Consider the following 22299-nt stretch of genomic DNA (forward strand, 5'->3'; position numbering starts at 1 on the left):
ACAAATTCTAGACACCCCTATTATTTGGCGGTATTGTTCAAGCATAAGTTTATCATTGAAAACCACTATGCAATGTCATTCGCAGCGCCCACAGCACATGATTCCACTCGCCAGTTTGCTGCTGGTTGCTTTAATCTGCCCGGTGTCTTTGCCTGTAACTGCCTCCAGCCTGCCAAGTTTCTTCGATTTCAGTGAGGATGACAAACGCGAAACCTATGCCACCACGGATGAACGTGATCCTTTGCTCGAAGCACAAATGGACGCGATGTTAGATGGTGACTTCATTCCAAGTAATCCACAAGCGCTGGACGATTTGTTGCGCTCCGTGGACGTCGACACGCCGGTAGAGTCGTTTGTTCGCGCTCAGGGTTATCATATTTTAAGCCGAGCCATGCAGGAGAATCTGACAGCAGCTTTAGTGATTGCCGATGAAGTCGAACAAATTGCTGCAGCATCAGGCAACGTCAACGCCATAACCGAAATCCAGGTAGTTATCGCTGAAGCTTACGTCGCAAATGAGCAATTCGAAAAAGCAAAGGAAAAGATTGACCCCATCCTGGAGTTGCTTCCTGCGGTGACCAATATCCGGGTCAGGTATCACGCAAATCATCTCATTGCGCGTGTCTTACAGAATGTTAATAACACTTCTGATGCCCTGGAATATTTATTATCAGCACGGGCTCTTATCCCCCTGACTGAAGAACAGGGACAACAGCGCCGACGCCAGTTTGTTAATCTCCATCTGGCACGAATTCAGGCTAATCTTGGTCGTTGGAGTGCTTCGGTCAGGACTGCTGAGGACGCTATCGAAGATGCCCACCGAAACGGTATTACCACTCATTTGCCCGAATTATATTTGCTCCGCGCTTATTCGAAGCAATATCAGGACGGGCCGTCAGAAGCAATCGTAGAAGCCTTTCTTGAGACCGCCGAAGTCGCCCGGGAAAGTGCTAATCCAAGAGTGGAAATGCTGGCCTACAACAATGCTGGTGCCGCAAAACTCTTAATGGATAAACTTGAGGACGCCACCGAGTACCTGGAACGTGGCCTCGAAATCGCACGCCAAATCAATAACGTAAATGAGCGATCCGTCACCGAATTTAACTTGGGTTACATTAAAGTCTTACAAGGTCAGCATGATCAGGGCATTGCTGAAATGCTGGCTGCAGCGGAGGTTTTCAACAGCTTTGCATTGAAACGTGAACAAGCCATTCTGCTAACTCATATCGCGCGTGCCTATGAGATTGCCGGACGCTATCAGCAGCAAGCCGAGACCCTGAAGCAGCAAGCGCAACTTCGGGCCGAAGTCGCAGAAACGCAACGCGAGCAACAAATCAATGAATTACAGGTTCGTTATGAAGCTAGCGAGAAGTCTTACGAAATAAAATTGCTGGAGCAGCAAGCTGAATTGCAACGGCAACAGCTTGCTAATCAGCAGCGTAATCAGGATTTTGTATTACTGGCAAGTGCCTTCATGCTGGTTCTGCTTATCCTTTTTGCCTTTAGCTACCGCAAAACCCGTAAGCTCAATTTACTGCTTAATAAAGCTAACAATGAGCTGCAGGAGCAATCGCTACGCGACCCTCTCACCGGCTTGCATAACCGCCGGGCAATTTACGATCGCTTATTGCGTGACGACCATCGCATTTACACGGGCGATCACGCCGTATTTATTTTAGACATTGATCATTTTAAAACCATAAACGACAAGCATGGCCATACTGTCGGTGACGAAGTGCTGATCGAATTTGGTCGGCGGATAAGACATACCCTGCGGCGTACCGATATGGCGATTCGCTGGGGCGGCGAGGAGTTCCTGCTAATCCTTGAACACATTCAGCGCGAACAAGTATTACAGGTGGCCCGAAAACTGCTGACTGATATTGGTGAAAAAGCCTTTCATACCAGCGCCGGCCGACTGCATATTACCCTAAGCGGCGGGTGCACCATCATCAGTAACAGCAAGAATCAGGCCGCGCCTGACTGGGAAGCCACTGTCCGTCTTGTCGATGAACTTCTCTATGAAGCAAAAAACGAAGGTCGCAATCGCATTCGCTATCAAGTCACTGAGGGTGTGCGCGAAACCATTTACCTGCGGCCATAAAAAAGCCGCAATGGGTTAACATTGCGGCTTGTCTGTTGCAGTCCAGCTTTAAAGGTTAGCAAGTGCCGCATTCAGCGTCGCTGAAGGACGCATCGCTTTAGACACAAGCTCAGTATCTGGCTGGTAGTATCCACCAATCTCAACGCTTTCACCATGCACACTGTTAAGCTCTGCGATGATTTTCGCTTCATTCTCGTTCATGAATGTTGCCAGCTTATTCATGCGCGCCGCCAAATCAGTATCTTCTGACTGGTTAGCTAAGGCTTCAGCCCAATACATCCCCAGGTAGAAGTGGCTACCGCGGTTGTCGATTTTACCCAACTTACGAGCCGGTGACTTATCGTTTTCGAGGAACTTCGCAGTAGCTTTATCCAACGCGTCGGCAAGAATCTGCGCGCGTTGATTGTCGGTACGCTGTGCCAGGTGCTCCAGTGATGCCGCTAACGCCAGAAACTCACCCAGTGAATCCCAACGCAGGTAATTCTCTTCGACAAACTGTTGTACGTGCTTAGGTGCTGAACCGCCAGCCCCAGTTTCAAACAAACCACCACCATTCATCAGTGGTACGATAGATAACATCTTCGCAGAGGTACCTAACTCAAGAATTGGGAACAAGTCGGTAAGGTAGTCACGCAGCACGTTTCCGGTAACAGAAATCGTGTCTTTACCCGCTCTCATACGTTGCAAGGTATGACGCGTCGCCTCTACCGGAGCCATGATTTGCAGATCCAGACCTTCGGTATCGTGATCCTGCAAGTAGGTATTCACTTTTTTGATCAGTTCAGCATCGTGAGCACGATTTTGGTCAAGCCAGAATACCGCAGGCATTCCACTTAAGCGTGAGCGATTGACCGCCAATTTAACCCAGTCACGGATCGGTGCATCTTTCACCTGACACATACGCCAGATATCACCCTTTTTGACATCATGGCTGAATATTTCGTCGCCAGCTTTGTTGATGACTTTTACAGTACCGTCTACCGGGATTTCGAAAGTCTTATCATGTGAACCATACTCTTCTGCCTTTTGTGCCATCAGGCCGACATTCGGGCAGGTACCCATAGTGGCCGGATCAAATGCGCCATTTTCACGGCAGAATGTAATGGTTTCTTCGTACACCCCGGCATAACAACGATCAGGGATCATCGCACGGGTGTCCTGACGCTCGTCATTTTTGTTCCACATTTTGCCTGAGTCACGGATCATCGCTGGCATGGAAGCATCGATGATGACATCGCTGGGCACGTGCAGATTGGTGATACCCTTGTGTGAATTAACCATTGCCAGATCAGGTTGGTCTTCGTAAACAGCCTGGATATCAGCTTCAACTTCTGCGCGCTTATCGGCTGGAAGGGTCGCGATTTTTGCGAGCACATCGCCAAAGCCGTTGGTCACGTCAACACCAAGATCGTTGAACAAATCTGCATGCTTGTTAAACAGGTCTTTGAAGTAGACACGCACAGCATGACCGAACATGATCGGGTCTGAGACTTTCATCATGGTCGCTTTCAGATGCAATGACAGCAATACACCTTGTTCTTTCGCTTTTTCTGTCTCACGCGCGAAGAATTCCTGCAATTTGGTAACGTCCATACACGCAGCATCGACAACTTCACCCGGCAATACTTTTACTGAGTCTTTTAAAACGCGCGGGCCTGCAGGTGTATTTAATATGATTTTAAGATCGTCACCACTGGCAAAGGTCGTCGACTGTTCACTGCCATAAAAATCGCCTTCATCCATATGCGCTACACGTGTCTGCGAGTCTTTGCTCCAGGCGCCCATGCGATGCGGATGTTTTTTGGCATAGTTTTTAACCGATGCCGGAGCGCGACGGTCAGAGTTACCTTCACGTAATACCGGATTAACGGCAGAGCCTTTAACCTTGTCATAACGAGCGCGAACATCGCGCTCTTCATCAGTCTTTGGCTCAAACGGATAATCAGGAAGCTTATAGCCCTGACTCTGTAGCTCTTTAATACAGGCAACCAACTGAGGAATTGAGGCGCTGATATTAGGTAACTTGATGATATTAGCTTCTGGTGTCTTGGCCAGCTCGCCGAGCTCAGCAAGGGCATCGTTAATCCGCTGGTCTTCGCTTAAATACTCTGGAAACAATGCAATAACACGGCCAGCTAAAGAGATGTCACGGGTTTCAACCGATACGCCTGCGGCTTCAGTAAACGCGCGAATTATCGGCAACAATGAGTAGGTTGCCAGGCGCGGCGCTTCATCAGTTTCCGTATAAATAATCTTTGAACTATCAATCGCCATAGTCGTTCCTTACTAGGTTCGGAAAGGATTAGAAAAGTGGCGCGAAGTATAGCAAAGATGGGCAATATAGACCAGTAAGCAAGAGTTAAATTCCACTATTCACCGTGTTTATTACGGTACCATAAAATTGACTTTTCTCAGTCTGCAAACTAGGAGTAAAGACGGCAATAACGACAACAATAAACAAGGAGACTCTCATGACACTGCGCTGGATCAAAGTTCTTCTGGTACTCAGCATGGGCGTGATGTGCCTGTTTTACGCCCTGCAAAATCTGGCCAACCTTGAGGCGGCCTACTATTTTGTAGCTTCAGTATTTACCATGGCCGATCATGAATACTACCCCAACACCTTCGCCTTTGCGGTAAATAATGAAATTCTTATTCAGGTTTCCACCTGGGTGATTATTCTATTGGAAATGCTTGCCGGACTACTGTTTCTATTTGCAACCTGGCAACTCATACAGCAGCGCAACGCGCCGGCTGAGATTTTCCAGAAAGCAAAATCAATGACATTTATCGCGGCAGGCGTCGCCACATTAGTATGGTTTGGCTTGTTTCATGCCATTGGTGGAGCCTTCTTCCAAATGTGGCAAACACCTCTGGGTGACAGTGCTTTCAAAGGTTCTTTTACCTACTTCGCGTCCATTTTACTTATTACGTTTTTCGTGAATCTACGGGAAGATTAAAAAAAAGGCAGACACCTGAGTGTCTGCCTTCTGTTATCAACTAATTAAAATTTAGTCGATTTTCGGTGCTGTCAGACCACGACGTTCAAGCAAAGCGTCAACCGTCGGTTTCTGACCACGGAAGTCGATGTACTGTTGCATCGGATCTTTACTATTACCTTTTGACAAAATCGCATCACGGAACGCCTGACCATTTTCTAACGTCAGACCACCATTTTCCTGCACGTATTTAAAGGCATCAGCGGCAAGTACTTCTGACCACATGTACGCGTAGTAACCTGCCGAATAACCGCCGGCAAATACGTGGGCAAAGAAGGTAGAACGATAACGCGGTGGTACCGCATCAAGGTCTACACCATTACGAGCCAAAGCAGCTTTTTCAAATTCATTTACATCTTCGATGCTCGCGGCAGCCTCAGGTGTCAGGGTGTGGTACTCAAGATCCAGCAAAGCTGCAGCAATGTACTCAAGGGTGTCATAACCCATGTTAAAGTTCTTCGCTGCCATCACTTTCTCAAGTAACTCTTCCGGAATTTGCTCATCTGTTTCGTGATGTTTTGCCATGTTGGCAATAACTTTCGGATTCAGGGTCCAGTCTTCCTGGAAAGTTGACGGGAATTCGACATAGTCACGCGACACTGACGTACCCGCCAGTGACGGATACATGACGTCAGAGAACATACCGTGTAAGGCATGGCCCATCTCATGGAACATGGTGCTTACTTCATCAAAGCTCAGCAAGGTCGGTTCGCCGTCCGCTGCCTTGGTGATGTTCATGTTGTTCAGAATCACTGGTTTGTTATCTAACAGATGAGACTGTGAAACAAATGAACTCATCCATGCACCACCACGTTTACCTTCGCGGCTAAACCAGTCACCGTAAAACAGACCTAAGCTTTCACCGTCGACGTCTTTGACTTCATAAACCACGATGTCATCAGCGTAGGTAGGAATGTCATCACGCTGTTCAAAGGTGATACCAAACAACTGGTTCATCGCATAGAATACGCCATCTTCAACCACGCGGTTGAACTCGAAGTATTGCTTAACTTCATTCGAATCCAAGGCATATTTTTCAGCACGAACTTGCTCGGCGTAGTACGCCCAATCCCACGGCTGCACTTCAAATTCTTCACCATTGGCATTGATAACTTCCTGGATCGCAGCCATTTCTGCTTCAACATTGCTGACTACGGCCGGAACCAGATCACGCAGCATTTGTTGCGCTGCTTCTGGCGCTGACGCCATACTCAATTCCAGTACGTATGCACCCCAGTTTTCGTAACCTAATAACTGCGCTTTTTCTGCGCGCAACTCAGCAAGCCGCTTAACCAGCGGACGGTTGTCAGTCGCGGTGTTACCCGTACCCCGTAATGCTGATGCTTTCCATACTTTTTCACGTAGTTCACGATTTTCCAGTGAGGACAGAATAGGCTGGCGAGTGGTATTAGTGACCGTAATCACATACTTGCCCGGCATGTCTTTCGCTTCAGCAGCATTTGCCAGGCTAGCAATTTGCGAGTCACTTAAGCCGGCGAGTTGTGCCTTATCTTCGACCACCACCATATTTTCATCAACCAGGCTCATCAAGTTATTGCGGAACTCGGTGATCATTGATGACATTTCGGAATTCACTTCACGAATCCGCGTTTTCTGCTCTTCGCTCAACTCAGCGCCGGCGCGAACAAAACCTTTGTAGGTATCTTCAACCAGGCGTTGTGCTTCGCCCTCAAGCTGGTCACGATTCTCGTAAACCGCTTTAACACGGGCAAACAATTCTGGATTCAGGTTAATGTTGTCGCTGTGAGCAGCAAACTTAGGTGCCATTTTTACTTGCAGGGCACGGAAGTCGTCGTTACCAGCAGAGCCGGCAAGGTTGCCAAATACAGCAGAGACGCGGCTCAGCAGGCGACCTGATTTCTCCATCGCTACAATAGTATTCTCAAACGTGGCGGGTTCAGGGTTAGTTGCAATAGCGTCGATTTCGGCAGCGTGCTCTTCCATACCGGCAAGCAGAGCTGGCTCATAATGAGCGAATTCAATTTTGGTAAAGTCAGGAGCAGAAAATGGCAATGTGCTCTCTGCATAAAATGGGTTGCTTTGATCAAACTCAGCGACTGAATTTTGCTCGCTTGCTGTTTGTTGAGTTTGTTCAGCTGTTTGTTCGTTGGTATTTTGTGCCGCTTCTTGATCAGCACATGCAGCAAGTGTGAGTGCTGCGCCGATAGCTACGGCAATGATGCTCTTACGCATTGGAGGATCTCCCTGTGTGTTCGTTGATCTCTACCTTAACAGATAGGATTCGCTTTTAACGCACAATAATGTAACCGCTGGTAACGCGGCACTCAAGAGCTTTTCGTGGCTTCAAACCTGCCATTGAACCTATTCGCGGATAGTTAAGCGACTTCTTTGATCGGAATCAGCGGGGCAAGACCATGTCTCGCACGTGCCTTATCACAATAGGGATTGATGCCTTCGTCGCCAGCAACAAAGTCACGACAGGGCGATGGACGATTGGAATAGATGCGACAACCGACCTGTTGGCCAATTTCACCTTGTAAGGCGACACAACGTGGCTGGGGCTGATTTGTACCCTGCATGCATAACAAATGAGGATGAAAGTTTTCGGTGAGTTCGGAGGGAACATAACCTGCAGGTGCGCCAGTGGCTTCACCCCAATAAAACGAAACACGATAGGACGCGCAGCAAGCTCCACACGTCAAGCAGGCCGAAACCGTACTCATCGCGCAACACTCCACAACAGAAACTTCTTGTTGAAATGGCGGAGCGGACGGGACTCGAACCCGCGACCCCCGGCGTGACAGGCCGGTATTCTAACCAACTGAACTACCGCTCCGCAGCGGTGATTTGCATTCAGGAAAGTGGCGGAGCGGACGGGACTCGAACCCGCGACCCCCGGCGTGACAGGCCGGTATTCTAACCAACTGAACTACCGCTCCAGTTTCCTGATTCTGAGTTTCCCGGATGGGTCCCCCCGAATGCGGAGCGAATATTACGAGGGCGCCCGCCCCCCGTCAACCTTTTTTTTGAAGTTTCGTTTTGTTTGCCTGAAAAACAACCAAATCGGCGTATCTTGTCTATTTTAAAGGCTGATCGAGGATCGCAATTGCGCCTGAGTTCAGGTAATCTTCTTAAGCGAGAATAAAACTAATAAAGGTAATCACAACCGCATGCGTCAAATTGTACTCGATACCGAAACCACAGGTCTTGATCCGGCTCGCGGCCATCGCATCATTGAAATTGGTGCGGTCGAACTTATCGGCCGCAAGCTTACCGGGAATACCTTCCATGTTTACATCAACCCGCAACGCGTGGTGGAACAGGAAGCGATCGAAGTACACGGTATTACCAACGAGTTTTTGCAAGACAAACCCGTCTTTGCACAAATTGCAGAAGAATTTCTTGCCTTCATTAAGGGCGCTGAGCTGGTCATCCACAATGCCGCTTTTGACGTCGGCTTTATGGATCATGAATTTGCCCTGCTACGCAATGGCACCGGCCGGACCAGCGAGTATTGCAGCATTCTCGATACCTTAATGTTGGCCCGCGAAATGCGCCCCGGGCAAAAGAACAACCTTGATGCCCTGTGCCGTGCCTTTGGTATTGATAACTCGAATCGTACCTTCCACGGTGCATTACTTGATGCCGAGTTACTGGCTGACGTTTACCTGATGATGACTGGCGGGCAAACCAAACTGGAACTCGCTACCCAAAAACAATCCCACCAGCAAAATGGTCAGCAAGTGGACTGGCGTCCGGTCCAGAATAAACCTGCGCTAAGAGTGATCAAGGCGACCGCCGCAGAAGAGCAGGCGCATCACGAACGTTTGCAGCTTATTGACGCTCCGCTGTGGCAACAACCATGAAACATGTCCACATCTATACGGATGGCTCATGTTTAGGTAATCCGGGTCCAGGTGGTTATGGAGCGGTTATCGAGTACGGTGAGCACCGCAAAGAATTGGCCGCCGGGTATCGTTTAACCACCAATAATCGCATGGAAATGCTGGCAGCCATCAAAGCATTAGAAGCATTGAAGCACGCATGCAAGGTCACCCTGACCTCAGACAGTCAGTACTTAAAACAAGGCATTGAAAGTTGGATCTATAACTGGAAACGCAATGGCTGGCGCACCTCAAACCGCAAACCCGTGAAAAATGCTGACCTGTGGCAAGCTCTGGATAAAGCTGCTGAGCGCCACACCATCGCCTGGGAATGGGTGAAAGGTCACGCTGGGCATCCGCAGAATGAGCGTTGTGACGAACTTGCCCGCACCGCAGCCAGTGGCTCTGACTTACTTGAAGACACCGGCTACCAGGCGCAGGCAAACTAAAAGTTATTCACCGGTCACTTGTGGGTACTTGCGTTCTTCCCATGCCTGCATACCGCCGTCGACGGAAATAACCTTGTCGAATCCCATACGCTGCAGTGACTCTGCAGCTAACGCGGAACGCCCACCTGAACGACAAATAAGATACAAAGGCTGGTCGGCCATACGCTGTAAGGCATCATCATAACCTGCTACGTCAGGATGTTGAGTCAACTGCATTTCCAGTACGCCACGCGGCATGTTTACCGCCGTACGAATGTGGCCAGCAGCATATTCGCCCGGTTCACGCACATCAATCACACGAGCGCCTTCAGCAATGCGTTGCTGCAGTGTGTCCACATCGATTTCCTCAACGTTACTCTTCGCTTTAGCACATAACTCTTGTGGTGATAACATCAGTACTCCTTAGGTTGTGTTTGATTCGCCAACGGAGCGGATTGTAAATTCGGCCGCAACTGACGTTGCTTTTGTCGCGCGGTAATCCGGGTTAACGGGAACTCACGTTTTTTAGCAATAACTAAATAAAGGGTACCGCATTGTGGCAGAACATTAAACAGTCGCTCTGCCCCCGTTTGTAGCAGCCCCCATCGCTCCAATAAAAAACTGGGCGCAAAATAGCGTTCAACGGTAACTTCAAAGTTTAGCAATGTCAGCCAGTCCACTAACCGCGCTTTGGTAAAATAACGGCCGGACCAGGGGTATTGTTTCATTTTGCCCGGCCATAAGCTGGTTAAGAGGTTTGGGCTTAACGGATTAAACCCCACATAGATCAATTTGCCGTCGGCAATTAAACTGCGACTCAAATCTCTTAGTACCTGGTGAGGATCCTGTTCAAATTCAAGTTGTCCCACCGCTAAAATGGCGTCAAGGGAAGCTTCTGCAAAGGGCCAGTCGGAACTTTTGGCCTGTACCTGAACTTGCTCGTGCAGCGCAGCAGCGACCGAGAATTGATGTGCGATGGCGAACTGTGGCAAGCTCAGTTCAGCGCTCAGACAGCCAACGCGAGCGAAATGATAACCGTAAAGCCGCTTACACTCTTCAGCAAGTTGCTGCTCTACCTGGTCTTTCAACCAGCTTCCGCAGGCAAGTTGTTGCCAGTGTTGCGGCGGTTTTACAGCTTTTTCACGAAATGCTGGTTTTAACATGAGCTCGGCTCACCTGTATACTGGTTGCACGCTAATGCAAAATGAATGGGTAAATTATGCTTATATCCCCGATCAGAGCTTTTGATGATAACTACATTTGGGCAATTCAGCCAGCAGCCGGCGCTCCGGCTGTTATCGTTGACCCTGGAGACGAAACGCCTGTTCTCCAGTGGTTAAAAACACAACAGGTTGATTTAGCGAGTATTTTGATTACCCATCACCACTGGGACCACACCGACGGGCTGTTACCTTTGCTAAAGCACTTCGATGTGCCGGTATATGGTCCGCATAACCCGAAAATTGAAGGTATAAGTCACCCGGTTGCTGAAGGTGATCGCTTTACCCCCGCAGGACTTGAGCTCGAGTTCAGGGTCATCGAGACCCCTGGGCACACGCTTGATCACATCAGTTTTTATGCAGAAGATATTTTATTTTGCGGCGATACACTTTTTAGTGCAGGCTGTGGCCGCATGTTTGAGGGAACTGCGCCACAGCTTTACAATTCTTTACGCAAACTGGCAGAACTTCCGACCTCGACAGCCGTCTACTGTGCGCATGAGTATACTGCAGCAAATTTGAAATTTGCCGCAGCAGCAGAGCCGGATAACGCAGCTGTTAAGCAAGCTCAACAGCAAGTTGCCAAGTGGCGCGAGCACGATAAGCCTTCACTGCCATCTGATATTGCAAGAGAACTTGCGATCAACCCTTTTCTGCACGCGCGCAATGCCGAAGAGTTTGCTCAGTTAAGGCAGTGGAAAGATAAGTTTTAAACTCGTACACTGCGCACATGCAGTCGTAGGGAATACAGAATAGGAATAGGGCTAAATGAAGAACTGGCTAGTGCTGACACTAAGCGCTCTTGTTGTTACTGGTTGTCAATCAATACCAGCTGAGCAACAACCATCACAGTCGACTCATCAGCAGCAAGATGACGCCACTTCGACACCGGTGATCGATACTACCCCATTAGCGGCACTTTTACCGACTGAGCCTGAGCCACCACTCAAGGCTCCCGTTGTTGTGGAACTAACACCACAGCAGGAAGCCGACATCTGGCAGCGTATTCGCCGACAACTCAGTCTGCCAATTCCAGCGCAAGCACGGATCGATGCGCAACGTGATTATTACCTCAAACATCCAGCTTATATGAATCGGGTCGCTGAGCGGGCAACACCCTTCATGCATCTGATTGTCGAAGAAATAGAACGGCGCGGTCTGCCCCTTGAGTTGGCGTTACTGCCTATAGTAGAAAGCGCTTTTGATCCTTTTGCCTATTCGCATGGACAAGCTGCCGGCGTCTGGCAATTCATCCCGGGCACTGCACGGCAGTATGGACTTGACATTAATTGGTGGTACGACGGACGCCGGGATGTTTATGCCTCAACCCATGCTGCGCTGGATTATCTGACTGACCTGAATAATCGCTTTGACAACTGGTTGCATGCGCTGGCCGCGTACAATTCTGGTGGCGGCCGTGTTTCATCGGCGATTCGCAAGAACAAACGCGCCGGTAAGCCAACTGATTTCTGGTCGCTTGACTTACCACGGGAAACCCGTGCTTATGTGCCAAAGTTATTAGCCTTAGCTGAGATTCTCAAGCACCAGGAAAAGTATCAGGTCAGCTGGTTAACTATACCCAACAAACCTTACCTCGAAGTGGTCGAAACGGATGCACAGATTGATTTAGCATTAGCGGCTGAAAAATCAGGACTCAAACTTGACCAGTTGCATCGCTATAACTCCGGGTACAATCGTTGGGCGACTGATCCAGAAGGTCCACATCGCTTGTTGTTGCCGAACGAAAACGCGCAGCACCTGCAAGCCTGGCTCACTTCAGCGGATAGCAAAGACCTGGTTCGCTGGACCCGGCACAAAGTGAAATCCGGTGAAAGCCTGAGTGTTATTGCCAGGCAATACCACACAACTGCCCAAGCAATTCAGCAAGCCAATTCCATTCAGGGACATTTGATTCGTGCGGGTGATTACCTGCTGATTCCTGCGGCATCGCGCGATCTCAACGACTACAATTTATCTGCTGATCAACGGCTGTCAGCGACTCAGTCGCAGCAACGCGGCGCGTATAAGATCACCCATGAAATTGCGAGCGGCGATACGTTTTGGGATCTCAGTCGTAAGTACAACGTAAATCTGCGCCAGCTGGCAAAGTGGAATGGTATGGCACCCACGGATCCGCTGCGTCCGGGACGGCCACTGGTGGTATGGCTCAAGGATGACAGTAAACCGAGTGGGATCACCCGCAACATTCATTATCAGGTTCGCTCAGGCGATTCATTGGCACGCATTGCGCAAAAATTTAATGTCGCCATAAGCGATATCGAAAAATGGAACCAAATCCATCGTTCTAACTACTTACAACCGGGCCAGCGTCTTAAGCTTGTCGTTGACGTGACCCGAGTGGGAACGGATTCCTGATATTGCTAATCACCAATTAATTGCTGCAGATCAGCTTCGCTGAGCACTGGTACGCCCAGCTGCTCAGCTTTACTCAGCTTAGAACCGGCATTATCACCAGCAATGACTGCTGTGGTTTTGGCTGAGACACTGCCACTTACTTTCGCACCACGCGCTTGCAGCGCTTGCTTGGCTTCATCGCGCGTCATCTGCGTAAGGGTACCCGTAAGCACATAGGTGTTACCAGCTAAGGTCGCTTCGCTCTCAGCAAGCTTCTCGACCGGCGGCCAGGAAATTCCAAGCTCAAGTAAATCACGCACGACTTCTTCATTGTGAGGTTCACGGAAGAACTGATAAATATGGCTGGCGACGACGGTACCCACGTCAGCCACCTTTTCTAGTTCGGCCTGGTTAGCTGCCTGAATAGCTTCCAGCGAGGCAAAATGGCTGGCCAGATTGGCGGCAGTGGCTTCCCCTACTTCACGTATTCCCAGGGCATAAAGAAAACGAGGTAAGGTCGTCTGCTTGCTGGTTGCTATTGCGCTGGCGATATTCTCCGCCGATTTCTCTCCCATGCGCGGTAACATAGCCAACTCCCGGGCTTTTAAACGATAAAGATCGGCGGGCGATTTGAGCCACTCACGCTCCACTAATAGTTCAACCAATTTATCGCCTAAGCCATCAATGTCCATGGCTTTACGTGAGGCAAAATGTTTCAGTGCTTCCTTACGCTGGGCAGCGCAGATCAAACCACCCGTACAGCGGGCAACGGCCTCACCCTCAGCGCGCTCTATATGCGAATCACAAATCGGGCAGGTGGTGGGAAAGACGATGCTTTCAGCATTGTCAGGCCGCCTGTCTTTGACCACATTAACCACCTGTGGGATGACATCGCCGGCCCGACGGATGATGACGGTATCCCCAAGTTTTATATCCAACCGGGCAATTTCATCGGCGTTGTGTAGCGTGGCATTAGCAACTGTGACACCAGCTACCGCAACCGGTTCAAGCCGCGCTACCGGGGTTATCGCGCCGGTTCTTCCAACCTGAAAATCGACACCATGAATCACTGTCATTTCTTCCTGCGCCGGAAATTTCCAGGCGATCGCCCAGCGCGGCGCCCGTGATACAAAGCCAAGATCCTGCTGCTGCTTAATCGCGTCGACCTTAAGCACCACGCCATCAATTTCATAACGTAGTTCATGACGACGCGCTAAAATGTCGTCGTAGTACTTTGCACAACCTTCGGCATTGGTAACACACTTGACCTCAGCGCTAATGGGTAGGCCCCAGCCTGCCAGCTGTTGTAACCGCTGGAAGTGCGAATCTGCGAGTGCAACATCATCGCTAACTACACCCATACCGTAGGCGTAAAAATGCAGCGGCCGCCCCGCGGTGATCCGGGAATCAAGCTGGCGTAAGCTGCCAGCGGCAGCATTGCGCGGGTTGGCAAAGGCTTTTTCACCACGTTCAACTGCTTTCTGGTTGTAGTCTTCAAAAGCTTGCACCGGCATAAAGACTTCGCCACGAACTTCAAAACGCTGCGGGAAATCACCTGCCAATTGCAGCGGTAGGTTGCGTATGGTGCGCACATTGGCAGTAATATCTTCGCCGGTTTGGCCGTCACCGCGGGTTGCGCCACGCACCAGCTTACCATTCTCATAAAGCAGGCTTACTGCGGCCCCATCCAACTTAGGTTCACAGCAATAAGCAATTTCGCTGGCGCTATCGAGACGTTCCTGAACACGTTTCGCAAAGGCTTCGAACTCATCTTGCTCGAAGGCGTTATCAAGCGACAACATTGGCATTTCATGCTGTACCTGCTGGAACGCGGATACGGGTTGGCTGCCTACTTTTTGGGTCGGTGACGCACTACTACGCAACTCTGGATAATCTTTTTCGAGCTGCTGAAGTTCCCGAAACAAGCGGTCATATTCCGCGTCGGGAACACTTGGCTCGTCAAACTCATAATATTCTTTGTTGTAACGGGTTATAAGCGCACGTAGTTCCTCTACGCGCTGGCGGACATCTGTCTTTGTCATAGGATTAACTACTGCCGAATAAGTCGTTTACGTTCGTATTCCCGAATACTCTGATGGATATGCTGCACCGCCTGACGGGTTAACGGATTACGGTTCTCATCAAGTACCTGGCCCCCTTCAACCGCTGCGGCAAGCTTCTCAGCGGCGTTCTGCATCATGGTAAAGGCCTTGACCGAATTGCTCTTAATCGGCAGTGCCAAAAATAGTGCTACACCCCTGGTTTCAAATTGATCCATGGCATCGATATCAAAGGTGCCCGGATTAAACATATTGGCAAGGCTGAACAACACAGGTCCCTGTCCGGCGGTGTCGACATGACGGTGGAAAATATCAAACTCGCCGTACTTAAAGCCCAGCTCAGTCATCTGTTGTAACAGTACCGGACCAGTGATAGTGCCCATCACATGCAGTGCAATCACCAGATCCGGTGCCTGGCTAAGCGCTGGCTCGTCATCTGGTTCCAGCGGTAATTCCATACTTTGCTGAGTTGGCTCAGCCGCTGACGTTTTTCGCGCTGCGGCCGTTGGTTGCGGTTTACCTTTGCTTTTTGACTCCGCGCTTTGCTGGGCTTTTTTAAGTTCATCTGGCTCTGCCGCCAACGACGGCAAATCAAGCTCGTCCTCATCCTGCATTGCCCGGATAGGATCTGAGATCGGTTCATCCAGCGGTGCTGCATGCCGGTTCCTGATTGGATCTGAGTGGGGATCTGAGTGCGGATCCGAGTGCTGATCTGAGTGCTGAGCTGAGGTCGGCTCTGAATCTGCACCTGAGCGCGGTGGCTCAGGCGCGTCAGCAAAGTCTGCGGTTGGTTTTGCCTCGGCCTTAGTATCTCGGCGTAATCCTTCAGCTTCACGCCGCGTCGACGGTTTCGGCTTGGTTACCTGCTGCTTGCTGTCCCGCTCCGAAACACGCTCTGAGGCTCGTTGAATGACCCGCACTTCACCAATACCGTCGTCGTCAAAACCGGCAGAAGGTTGTGTTTGCTGGCGTTTTCGCTCAAGTTCAAGCTGTTGTTCACGAGCACGACGCTCGTTACGGCGAATGTTCCACATGCCATGACCAATAATCAGGCCAATCAGCAGTAGACCGATAACGCTAAAAACAATTTGCATGGTACTCATTGCAGGCTTTCCATGATCTGTAGTTTACCCTATGGTTCTTGTTTTTAAGATGCTTCTGTCAAAGCAACAGCTTCATCGACATCGACCGCAACCAACCTTGATACACCAGGTTCCTGCATGGTGACACCGGCCAGATGCGAGGCCATTTCCATTGCCACCTTATTATGGCTGATGTAAATAAACTGTACTGTCTGTGACATTTCTTCTACCAGTCGGCAAAAACGGCCAACGTTGGCATCGTCTAATGGCGCATCAACCTCATCCAACAAACAAAATGGTGCAGGGTTGAGTCGAAAAATAGCAAAAACTAATGATAAAGCCGTCAGGGCTTTTTCACCACCCGATAACAGATGAATTGTGCTATTTTTCTTGCCCGGTGGCCGCGCCATAATCGCTACTCCTGTTTCGAGTAGATCATCTTCGGTAAGTTCCAAATAGGCACTGCCGCCACCAAATACCTTAGGAAATAATTCCTGTAAACCACTGTTTACCGCATCAAAAGTAGTTTTAAAACGTTGCCGTGTTTCCCGATCAATTTTGCGAATGGCCGTATCTAACGTCTCCAGGCTCGAACTTAAGTCTTCATGTTGTTGATCGAGATAGGCTTTTCGTTCGCCCAGGGTTTCTGCTTCTTCAATTGCCGCCAGATTAATCGCGCCTAGCCTGGAGATTGCGCTTTGCAGGCGGTCAACTTCAGATTGCCAGAGTTTCTCTTCAGCTTCTTCCGGCAATTGTTCGAGGATCGGTTTTAATGGCTGCTGCATCTCGTCAAGTACGGCGAGTACATTGCGCGTACGTTCCTGCAACGCAGCAAGCTCCATCTGTGCACTTTGTAATTGTTGTCGAGCTTTTTCAATACGTGTCTCGACACCTTTAGCTCCGCTGCTTACATCGCTCAACTGCTGTTCGATATCGGCCAGTTTATTGGCCCACTCGCGGCGCTCTTCGTCTACGCGTTCGCGTTGTTGCAGTAACTCTTCAAGTTGCAGCGCCTGAACTTCCAGTTGCTCTTGCTGATCCACGTCAGGATCGGACAGTAACTGCAATTGCTCCTGCGCTTGCCCTTGTTGTTGCTGCACGCGCTGCACTAGAGTTTGCATATGTTGCAGCTGGCTTTTCACCTGCTCTAATTGAAGTTTCTTATCTTGCCATTGCTGCTGTCGCTGCTGCTGTGTCTCACGCAACTGACTGCGCTCACCCTGCAATAGCTCGCGTTTCTGCTGCCAGTCGTCATCACTTTGCTGATCCTGCTCCTGTTCGGCAAACTCAGCGAGTTGCAATGCTAACTCTTCGTGTTGCAACTGCAGTTCTTCAGCCTGCTCATCGAGTTCGCTGCGGCGTTCCATTAACGCAGCCAGCTTAGCCTCCAGTGCTTGCTGTTGTTGTTTCTGCCATTGTTGCTTTTCGCGCCAGGTCGCAAGCTCTGCTTGTCGTTCACTATGCTGTTCACGTTGTTGCTGCAGCTCGGCGTCGAGCTTATCCCGTTCAGATTTTAGTCGCTGTAATTTCTGTTCTAAGTCTGCAATACCGGCAACCACCTGCTCCAGCTCTGATTCCATTTGCGTCAATTGTTGCTGTTGTAACAATTGGCTATCTGCCGCCTCGATCTGCGCCGCCTGGTAACCAGCAGCTGACCAGACTTCTCCTTTTGGCGTCAGGGCATAAGCCCATTGGGCATCGTCAAGTTTCGCTTGTGCTTCTTCAGCGTTACTAACTAACGCAACCTGTTGCGCCCATGGCCAGCGATTTAGTGGTGCAGCTAAAACACTCGCAAGACTTCCTGTTGGAGCTGCATGCTCTGCTAAAACGACTAATCGTGTGCCGAGCTGCTGTGGCCAAACGTCTGGTGCAGCAGCTACCACATAAGCATCCAGCCAGTCAGCAGCAAGCTGCTCGACCGCAAACCGCCAATCATCAGAGACACTCAGTATGTCGCGCACCTGTCCACTGTGCTGTACCCCATGTTCGTTCAGCCAGCTCGCCAGAGCTTGCGGCCAGTCGTGTGCCTGCGACGCTTCAAGCAGCGTTCGCAACGAGCTCTGCCGACCTAACAGTTGCTGCTCAGCCTGACGTTGCTGCCTAAGCTCTTGCTCATTAGTGTCTCGCTGCTGGCGGAGCTGCTGCTGTTTCTCTAATAAGCTCTGCAGCAATGCTTCGCTTTCGCGGAAGTGTTGTTCTGCCTGTGCTAATTCTGCCTCAGCAGCGTTATCACGCAACCCCTGTAGCTCTTGTTGTAACTGTTGTTGTTGTTGCTGCAGATCCTGATGTTGCTGTTGTACCCGTTGGATTTGATCGGCTGCGCGTTCATGCTGTAACCGCAACTGCTGACCACGTTCGCGCTGCTGCTGTTGTGCTGTTAGGTGTGCCTGATAGTCATTTTGCAACTTTAACCAGGCTTCTTCATGATCATTGAACTGCTGCTGGGCTTGCTGCGCCAGCGCCTCTGCTTCTTCCAGCTCGGGCTCGAGCTCGCCAAGTTGCAACTTCAATTCGGTCGCTTGTTCAACGTCACGCTGATACGTCTCATCCAACTGTTCCAGTTCTGCGCGCAATTGTTGTTGTCGTTGTTCACGTTGTTGCAGCTGTTGCCGGGCGCTTTGTAACTGGTGTTCGGTGCGCGTAATATCGTTACCGAGGTGGTAGAAACGTTGCTGGATTTCGTCCAGTTTTGCTTTGGTTTCTGCGGCTTGCTCTCTTAATTCAAGGGTGCCGCGCTCGCTGCCGCGTTGCTCAGCAATCCAGCGCTCAAGCTCAGCTTCGTGTTCGCGAATCGTCTGCCGCAGCCGATCAGCCTGCTGCTCATGAGCGAGCCATTTTAACGCCTGTAGTTCAGCTTTAAATTTGCGTTCTTGTTTTTTTAAGTCTTTATAGCGTCGCGCTGCTGCCGCTTGTCGCTGCAATTTGTCCAGTTGGCTGCCGAGCTCATCACGCACATCGTTCAAGCGCTCTAAATTGTCGCGGGTATGCTGCATCCGATTTTCGGTTTCCCGGCGCCGTTCCTTGTATTTCGAAATGCCTGCCGCTTCTTCAATAAAGACCCGCAACTCCTGGGGTTTAGATTCGATTAAGCGCGAGATCATCCCTTGCTCAATAATCGCATAGCTGCGTGGCCCCAAACCAGTGCCTAAAAATAAATCGGTGATATCACGACGACGACATTTACTGGCATTAAGAAAATAATCAGAACGACCATCGCGGGTGACTAAGCGCTTCACAGAAATTTCCGCGTAGTTTGCGTACTCCCCCTGAATTCGACCGTCGGAATTATCAAAAACCAGTTCGACACTTGCCTGTGATACCGGCTTTCGCGCGCCCGAACCGTTGAAAATGACATCTGTCATAGCGTCGCCGCGCAGATTTTTCGCTGAGCTTTCGCCCAAAACCCAGCGCACGGCATCAATCACATTCGACTTACCACAACCGTTTGGCCCGACAACACAGGTCATCTGGTGCGGAAACGGCACTTTGGTCGCGTCGACAAATGATTTGAAACCAACAAGTTTGATGTGTTTTAGGCGCATTCGGTTTGCAGCTGCTTTGTTATTGTTGTCCGTTCATAATGCTAGATTTTGTAACATTTTCAAGGGGAGGTTAACTAGTATAAGCTCGTATACTGCGTAAAGCTTTAGCAAACACAGACTTGCTCGACTGATAAAGGAGTAAAGAATGCCTCCAGCTGCTTACAGTGAATTTGGTGCCAGTTACGTTGCACGAGGTTTTGAACTTGCGTTTCAAAAAGGCGTGCGACGGTACGCGTTGATTCCGTTGAGCATTAATATCGTACTATTTAGTGTCGCGATTTACTTTATTTTTCATTATACCGCGCTCTGGGTTGCCGATCTGGTAGCCTGGTTGCCGCAATGGCTGCAATGGCTGGAGATTATCATCTGGCCGCTGATCATTATCGGTGTCTTGTTGTTATTCGCACTCACGTTTACCAGTGTGGCTAACATAATTGCTTCGCCGTTTAACAGTTTACTCGCCGAAAAGGTGGAGGAGCGACTCACTGGTGTTACTGTTCCAGGTGGTGGTGTCGCGGGCATGATTAAAGATATCCCTCGTACGCTGGGTCGGGAAATGCAAAAGCTGGTCTATTTCATCCCGCGTACGCTTGGTTTTCTGCTATTGCTGGTATTCATTCCGGTAGTCGGTCAGATCCTTTGGATCTTGTGGGGTGGCTGGATGATGACCATTCAGTATGCGGATTATGCGTTCGACAATCACAAAGTACCTTTTCGGGCCATGCGTACAAGTCTTCACAACCATCAGGGTAAAAGTTTGAGTTTTGGTGTAGTCGTTGCATTTTTAGCCTCTGTACCGGTCATTAACTTAATCATGATCCCGATCGCTGTATGCGGCTCTACCGCCATGTGGGTAGATCATATGCGCGAACAAAATTTACCCTAGCGCAACGGCCACGCAATGGTTATGATGGTTAACTTCTTGTTAGCCATTGAGGTTTGCCCGGTGCGTTTAGTTCGCCGTTTTGCGATAACCCTACTGCTGCTTCTGGGCATTACCCCCAGTCTGCAGGCAGATGATATTGAAATATATTGGGGCGTTAACAACGCTCCACCGTTTCATATTGCTGAAGGGTATTTCGCAAATCAGGGCGTTTGTGACGTTATGGTCGAAGCCTTTAAACGCGCCCTACCCAAAACCAAACAAACAATCCGACGCTATCCGCAGGGCCGCATTGCAGCATTAATCCGGCAAGGTGATGATTTGTGCTTCCCGTGCGTGATTAGACGCGAAGATGACACTAAGGTGGCGTATTACTCAGACACTGTGCTTGCATATCCTGCGCATGGCATAATTACCCGCCCTGGATTAGCCCAGGATTTTACCGAAAAATATGGTAACCCTGTGGATTTTGTCGAACTTCTGAAAACCGGGAAATATCGTTTTGGGCAGCCCATGGGTCGCCGCTATGGCACGTTGCAACCCTACATCGAGAGGTTCTTATACAATACCTCGCGATTCAGCGAAATATCTGGCTCAGATGCTAATGCCAACATGCTGGCGATGGTTAACGCTAAGCGTCTGGACTTTGTCATCGATTATCCAATGCTGCTTAATTACCATAGTGAAATACTGCCAATCGAACTGGTCTTTTTGCCGATAAAGCAAAATTACGCAGAGACCGTCGAAGGCGCTGTTGCTTGTCCGGCAACGCCCTGGGGTAAAAAAGCCATAGAGCATATTAACAGTGCTATTCCGGCAGTCATTCAGGATGCCGAATTACGCATTGCAAAAGATCGTTGGCTTCTGCCACAGAACCCGTAAAATAGAGCCCCTGTTGCGCTCGTAGCGCGTTCACCAACAACGGCTTTATACAATGCATGTATTTTCTTCATCTCTAGCGACGGTTGCAGCTTTAACCCTTGCCTGCGCGAGCTCCTTGGTTACCTCTGACGCACATGCCTGGGGCAAAACTGGCCACCGGATTACCGGCAAAATTGCCGAAGCCTATTTAACCGATGAAGCGCGTGCGGCCATCCAGGCGCTGCTGGGTCCGGAATCGTTGGCCGAGGCCTCGACTTATGCCGATGAAATGCGCTCTAATCCAAGTACCTTCTGGCAGGAAACCGCAGGGCCATTTCATTATGTAACCCTGCAGCAACCACACCACTATCATGCCGAAGACGAGCCACCGCAAGGTGATGCTATGAGTGCGTTGAGTGATTTCACTGCAACCCTGCAAAATCCTGATGCGACCCGCGAGGAAAAACAGCTCGCGTTGCGCTTCATCGTGCACATCATCGGCGATCTACATCAACCTTTGCACGTAGGCTCCGCAGCCCTAAATGATCGCGGTGGCAATGACGTTAAAGTGGTCTTCTTTGGCGAGCAGAGCAATCTGCACCGGGTCTGGGATTCCGGCCTCGTTGACCATCAACAGCTGTCTTACAGCGAGTTTTCAGACTGGCTACAGCGCAAAATATCAACTCCGCAAGCACAGTCGTGGGCAACTCCTGATCCGTACGCCTGGATTAACGAAAGCTCAAAACTGCGGGACGAAGTCTATCCGGCTACAGACGAACCCTATTTAAGCTGGGATTACGTGTATAATTACACGCCTATAATGAAACAGCGTTTACAACAAGGTGGTGTACGCATCGCTGCCTATTTAAATCACGTATTTGCAGAAAACCAAGGTTAAT

17 protein-coding genes and 2 tRNA genes are annotated in these 22299 nt (G+C 49.9%); 9 read left to right on the plus strand and 10 right to left on the minus strand.

Features of this window, described 5'->3' with window-relative positions; translation table 11 throughout:
* The first annotated feature begins 67 nt into the window (after window positions 1-67).
* A complete protein-coding gene (locus tag CWI69_RS05230; protein ID WP_126762517.1) occupies window positions 68-2104 on the plus strand; it encodes a GGDEF domain-containing protein in 2037 nt (678 codons plus the stop codon).
* Window positions 2105-2152: 48 nt separating this feature from the next.
* On the opposite strand, the gene CWI69_RS05235 is transcribed toward CWI69_RS05230, so the two are convergent.
* Complete coding sequence (locus CWI69_RS05235; RefSeq protein WP_126762519.1) at window positions 2153-4378, minus strand: NADP-dependent isocitrate dehydrogenase; 2226 nt, start codon at window positions 4376-4378, stop codon at window positions 2153-2155.
* A 197-nt stretch (window positions 4379-4575) separates the two neighbouring features.
* Here CWI69_RS05235 and CWI69_RS05240 point away from each other — a divergent pair, with 197 nt between their 5' ends.
* A complete protein-coding gene (locus tag CWI69_RS05240; RefSeq protein ID WP_126762521.1) occupies window positions 4576-5064 on the plus strand; it encodes a DUF2165 family protein in 489 nt (162 codons plus the stop codon).
* Between the two features lie 51 nt (window positions 5065-5115).
* Here CWI69_RS05240 and CWI69_RS05245 read toward each other — a convergent pair whose 3' ends face one another.
* The 4 genes from CWI69_RS05245 to CWI69_RS05260 all read right to left on the minus strand — a co-directional run bounded on the left by CWI69_RS05245 (window position 5116) and on the right by CWI69_RS05260 (window position 8024).
* Window positions 5116-7317, minus strand: coding sequence for a M3 family metallopeptidase (locus CWI69_RS05245; RefSeq protein WP_126762523.1), 2202 nt, complete (start codon window positions 7315-7317; stop codon window positions 5116-5118).
* A 143-nt stretch (window positions 7318-7460) separates the two neighbouring features.
* Complete coding sequence (locus CWI69_RS05250; protein WP_126762525.1) at window positions 7461-7808, minus strand: YkgJ family cysteine cluster protein; 348 nt, start codon at window positions 7806-7808, stop codon at window positions 7461-7463.
* A gap of 36 nt (window positions 7809-7844) precedes the next feature.
* Window positions 7845-7921 (minus strand) — tRNA-Asp (locus tag CWI69_RS05255).
* A 26-nt stretch (window positions 7922-7947) separates the two neighbouring features.
* Window positions 7948-8024: transfer RNA gene (locus CWI69_RS05260), tRNA-Asp, on the minus strand.
* 231 nt (window positions 8025-8255) lie between these two features.
* On the opposite strand from CWI69_RS05260, the gene dnaQ reads away from it, so the two are divergent.
* Together dnaQ and rnhA are read left to right on the plus strand one after the other, a co-directional pair.
* On the plus strand, window positions 8256-8951 hold the full coding sequence (gene dnaQ, locus CWI69_RS05265) for a DNA polymerase III subunit epsilon (protein ID WP_126762527.1): 696 nt from the start codon (window positions 8256-8258) through the stop codon (window positions 8949-8951).
* Complete coding sequence (gene rnhA / locus CWI69_RS05270) at window positions 8948-9418, plus strand: ribonuclease HI (RefSeq protein WP_126762529.1); 471 nt, start codon at window positions 8948-8950, stop codon at window positions 9416-9418. Before dnaQ ends, rnhA begins: the two co-directional genes overlap by 4 nt.
* A gap of 3 nt (window positions 9419-9421) precedes the next feature.
* Here rnhA and CWI69_RS05275 read toward each other — a convergent pair whose 3' ends face one another.
* Both CWI69_RS05275 and CWI69_RS05280 read right to left on the minus strand, forming a co-directional pair.
* Entirely contained in the window at window positions 9422-9811 is a 390-nt protein-coding gene (locus tag CWI69_RS05275) for a rhodanese-like domain-containing protein (protein ID WP_126762531.1), read from the minus strand.
* Complete coding sequence (locus CWI69_RS05280; RefSeq protein ID WP_126762532.1) at window positions 9811-10560, minus strand: methyltransferase domain-containing protein; 750 nt, start codon at window positions 10558-10560, stop codon at window positions 9811-9813. The genes CWI69_RS05275 and CWI69_RS05280 overlap by 1 nt, the downstream gene beginning before the upstream one ends.
* 56 nt (window positions 10561-10616) lie before the next feature.
* Between CWI69_RS05280 and gloB the strand changes: the two genes are divergently transcribed.
* Both gloB and CWI69_RS05290 read left to right on the plus strand, forming a co-directional pair.
* Window positions 10617-11330: a hydroxyacylglutathione hydrolase gene (gloB, locus tag CWI69_RS05285; RefSeq protein ID WP_126762534.1), complete on the plus strand. Its 714-nt coding sequence runs from the start codon at window positions 10617-10619 to the stop codon at window positions 11328-11330.
* A gap of 55 nt (window positions 11331-11385) precedes the next feature.
* Complete coding sequence (locus CWI69_RS05290) at window positions 11386-12993, plus strand: lytic transglycosylase (protein ID WP_126762536.1); 1608 nt, start codon at window positions 11386-11388, stop codon at window positions 12991-12993.
* 5 nt (window positions 12994-12998) lie between these two features.
* On the opposite strand, the gene ligA is transcribed toward CWI69_RS05290, so the two are convergent.
* Genes ligA through smc form a run of 3 tightly spaced genes read right to left on the minus strand, consistent with a single transcriptional unit; the run spans window position 12999 to window position 19656 of the window.
* The gene (gene ligA / locus CWI69_RS05295) at window positions 12999-15014 is read right to left on the minus strand and encodes an NAD-dependent DNA ligase LigA (RefSeq protein WP_126762538.1); all 2016 of its coding nucleotides are present in this window, start codon (window positions 15012-15014) and stop codon (window positions 12999-13001) included.
* A gap of 8 nt (window positions 15015-15022) precedes the next feature.
* A complete protein-coding gene (gene zipA / locus CWI69_RS05300) occupies window positions 15023-16135 on the minus strand; it encodes a cell division protein ZipA (protein WP_126762540.1) in 1113 nt (370 codons plus the stop codon).
* 44 nt (window positions 16136-16179) lie between these two features.
* Entirely contained in the window at window positions 16180-19656 is a 3477-nt protein-coding gene (gene smc / locus CWI69_RS05305) for a chromosome segregation protein SMC (RefSeq protein ID WP_126762542.1), read from the minus strand.
* A gap of 145 nt (window positions 19657-19801) precedes the next feature.
* Between smc and cysZ the strand changes: the two genes are divergently transcribed.
* Genes cysZ through CWI69_RS05320 form a run of 3 tightly spaced genes read left to right on the plus strand, consistent with a single transcriptional unit; the run spans window position 19802 to window position 22298 of the window.
* On the plus strand, window positions 19802-20542 hold the full coding sequence (gene cysZ, locus CWI69_RS05310) for a sulfate transporter CysZ (protein ID WP_126762544.1): 741 nt from the start codon (window positions 19802-19804) through the stop codon (window positions 20540-20542).
* A 21-nt stretch (window positions 20543-20563) separates the two neighbouring features.
* Window positions 20564-21421 (plus strand): hypothetical protein, encoded by an 858-nt coding sequence (locus CWI69_RS05315; RefSeq protein ID WP_126762546.1) that lies wholly within the window; start codon window positions 20564-20566, stop codon window positions 21419-21421.
* A 52-nt stretch (window positions 21422-21473) separates the two neighbouring features.
* Window positions 21474-22298: a S1/P1 nuclease gene (locus CWI69_RS05320; protein WP_126762548.1), complete on the plus strand. Its 825-nt coding sequence runs from the start codon at window positions 21474-21476 to the stop codon at window positions 22296-22298.
* The last annotated feature ends 1 nt before the right edge of the window (window position 22299 follow it).

The organism is Pseudidiomarina halophila (genome assembly GCF_003987215.1).
Taxonomy (GTDB): domain Bacteria; phylum Pseudomonadota; class Gammaproteobacteria; order Enterobacterales; family Alteromonadaceae; genus Pseudidiomarina; species Pseudidiomarina halophila.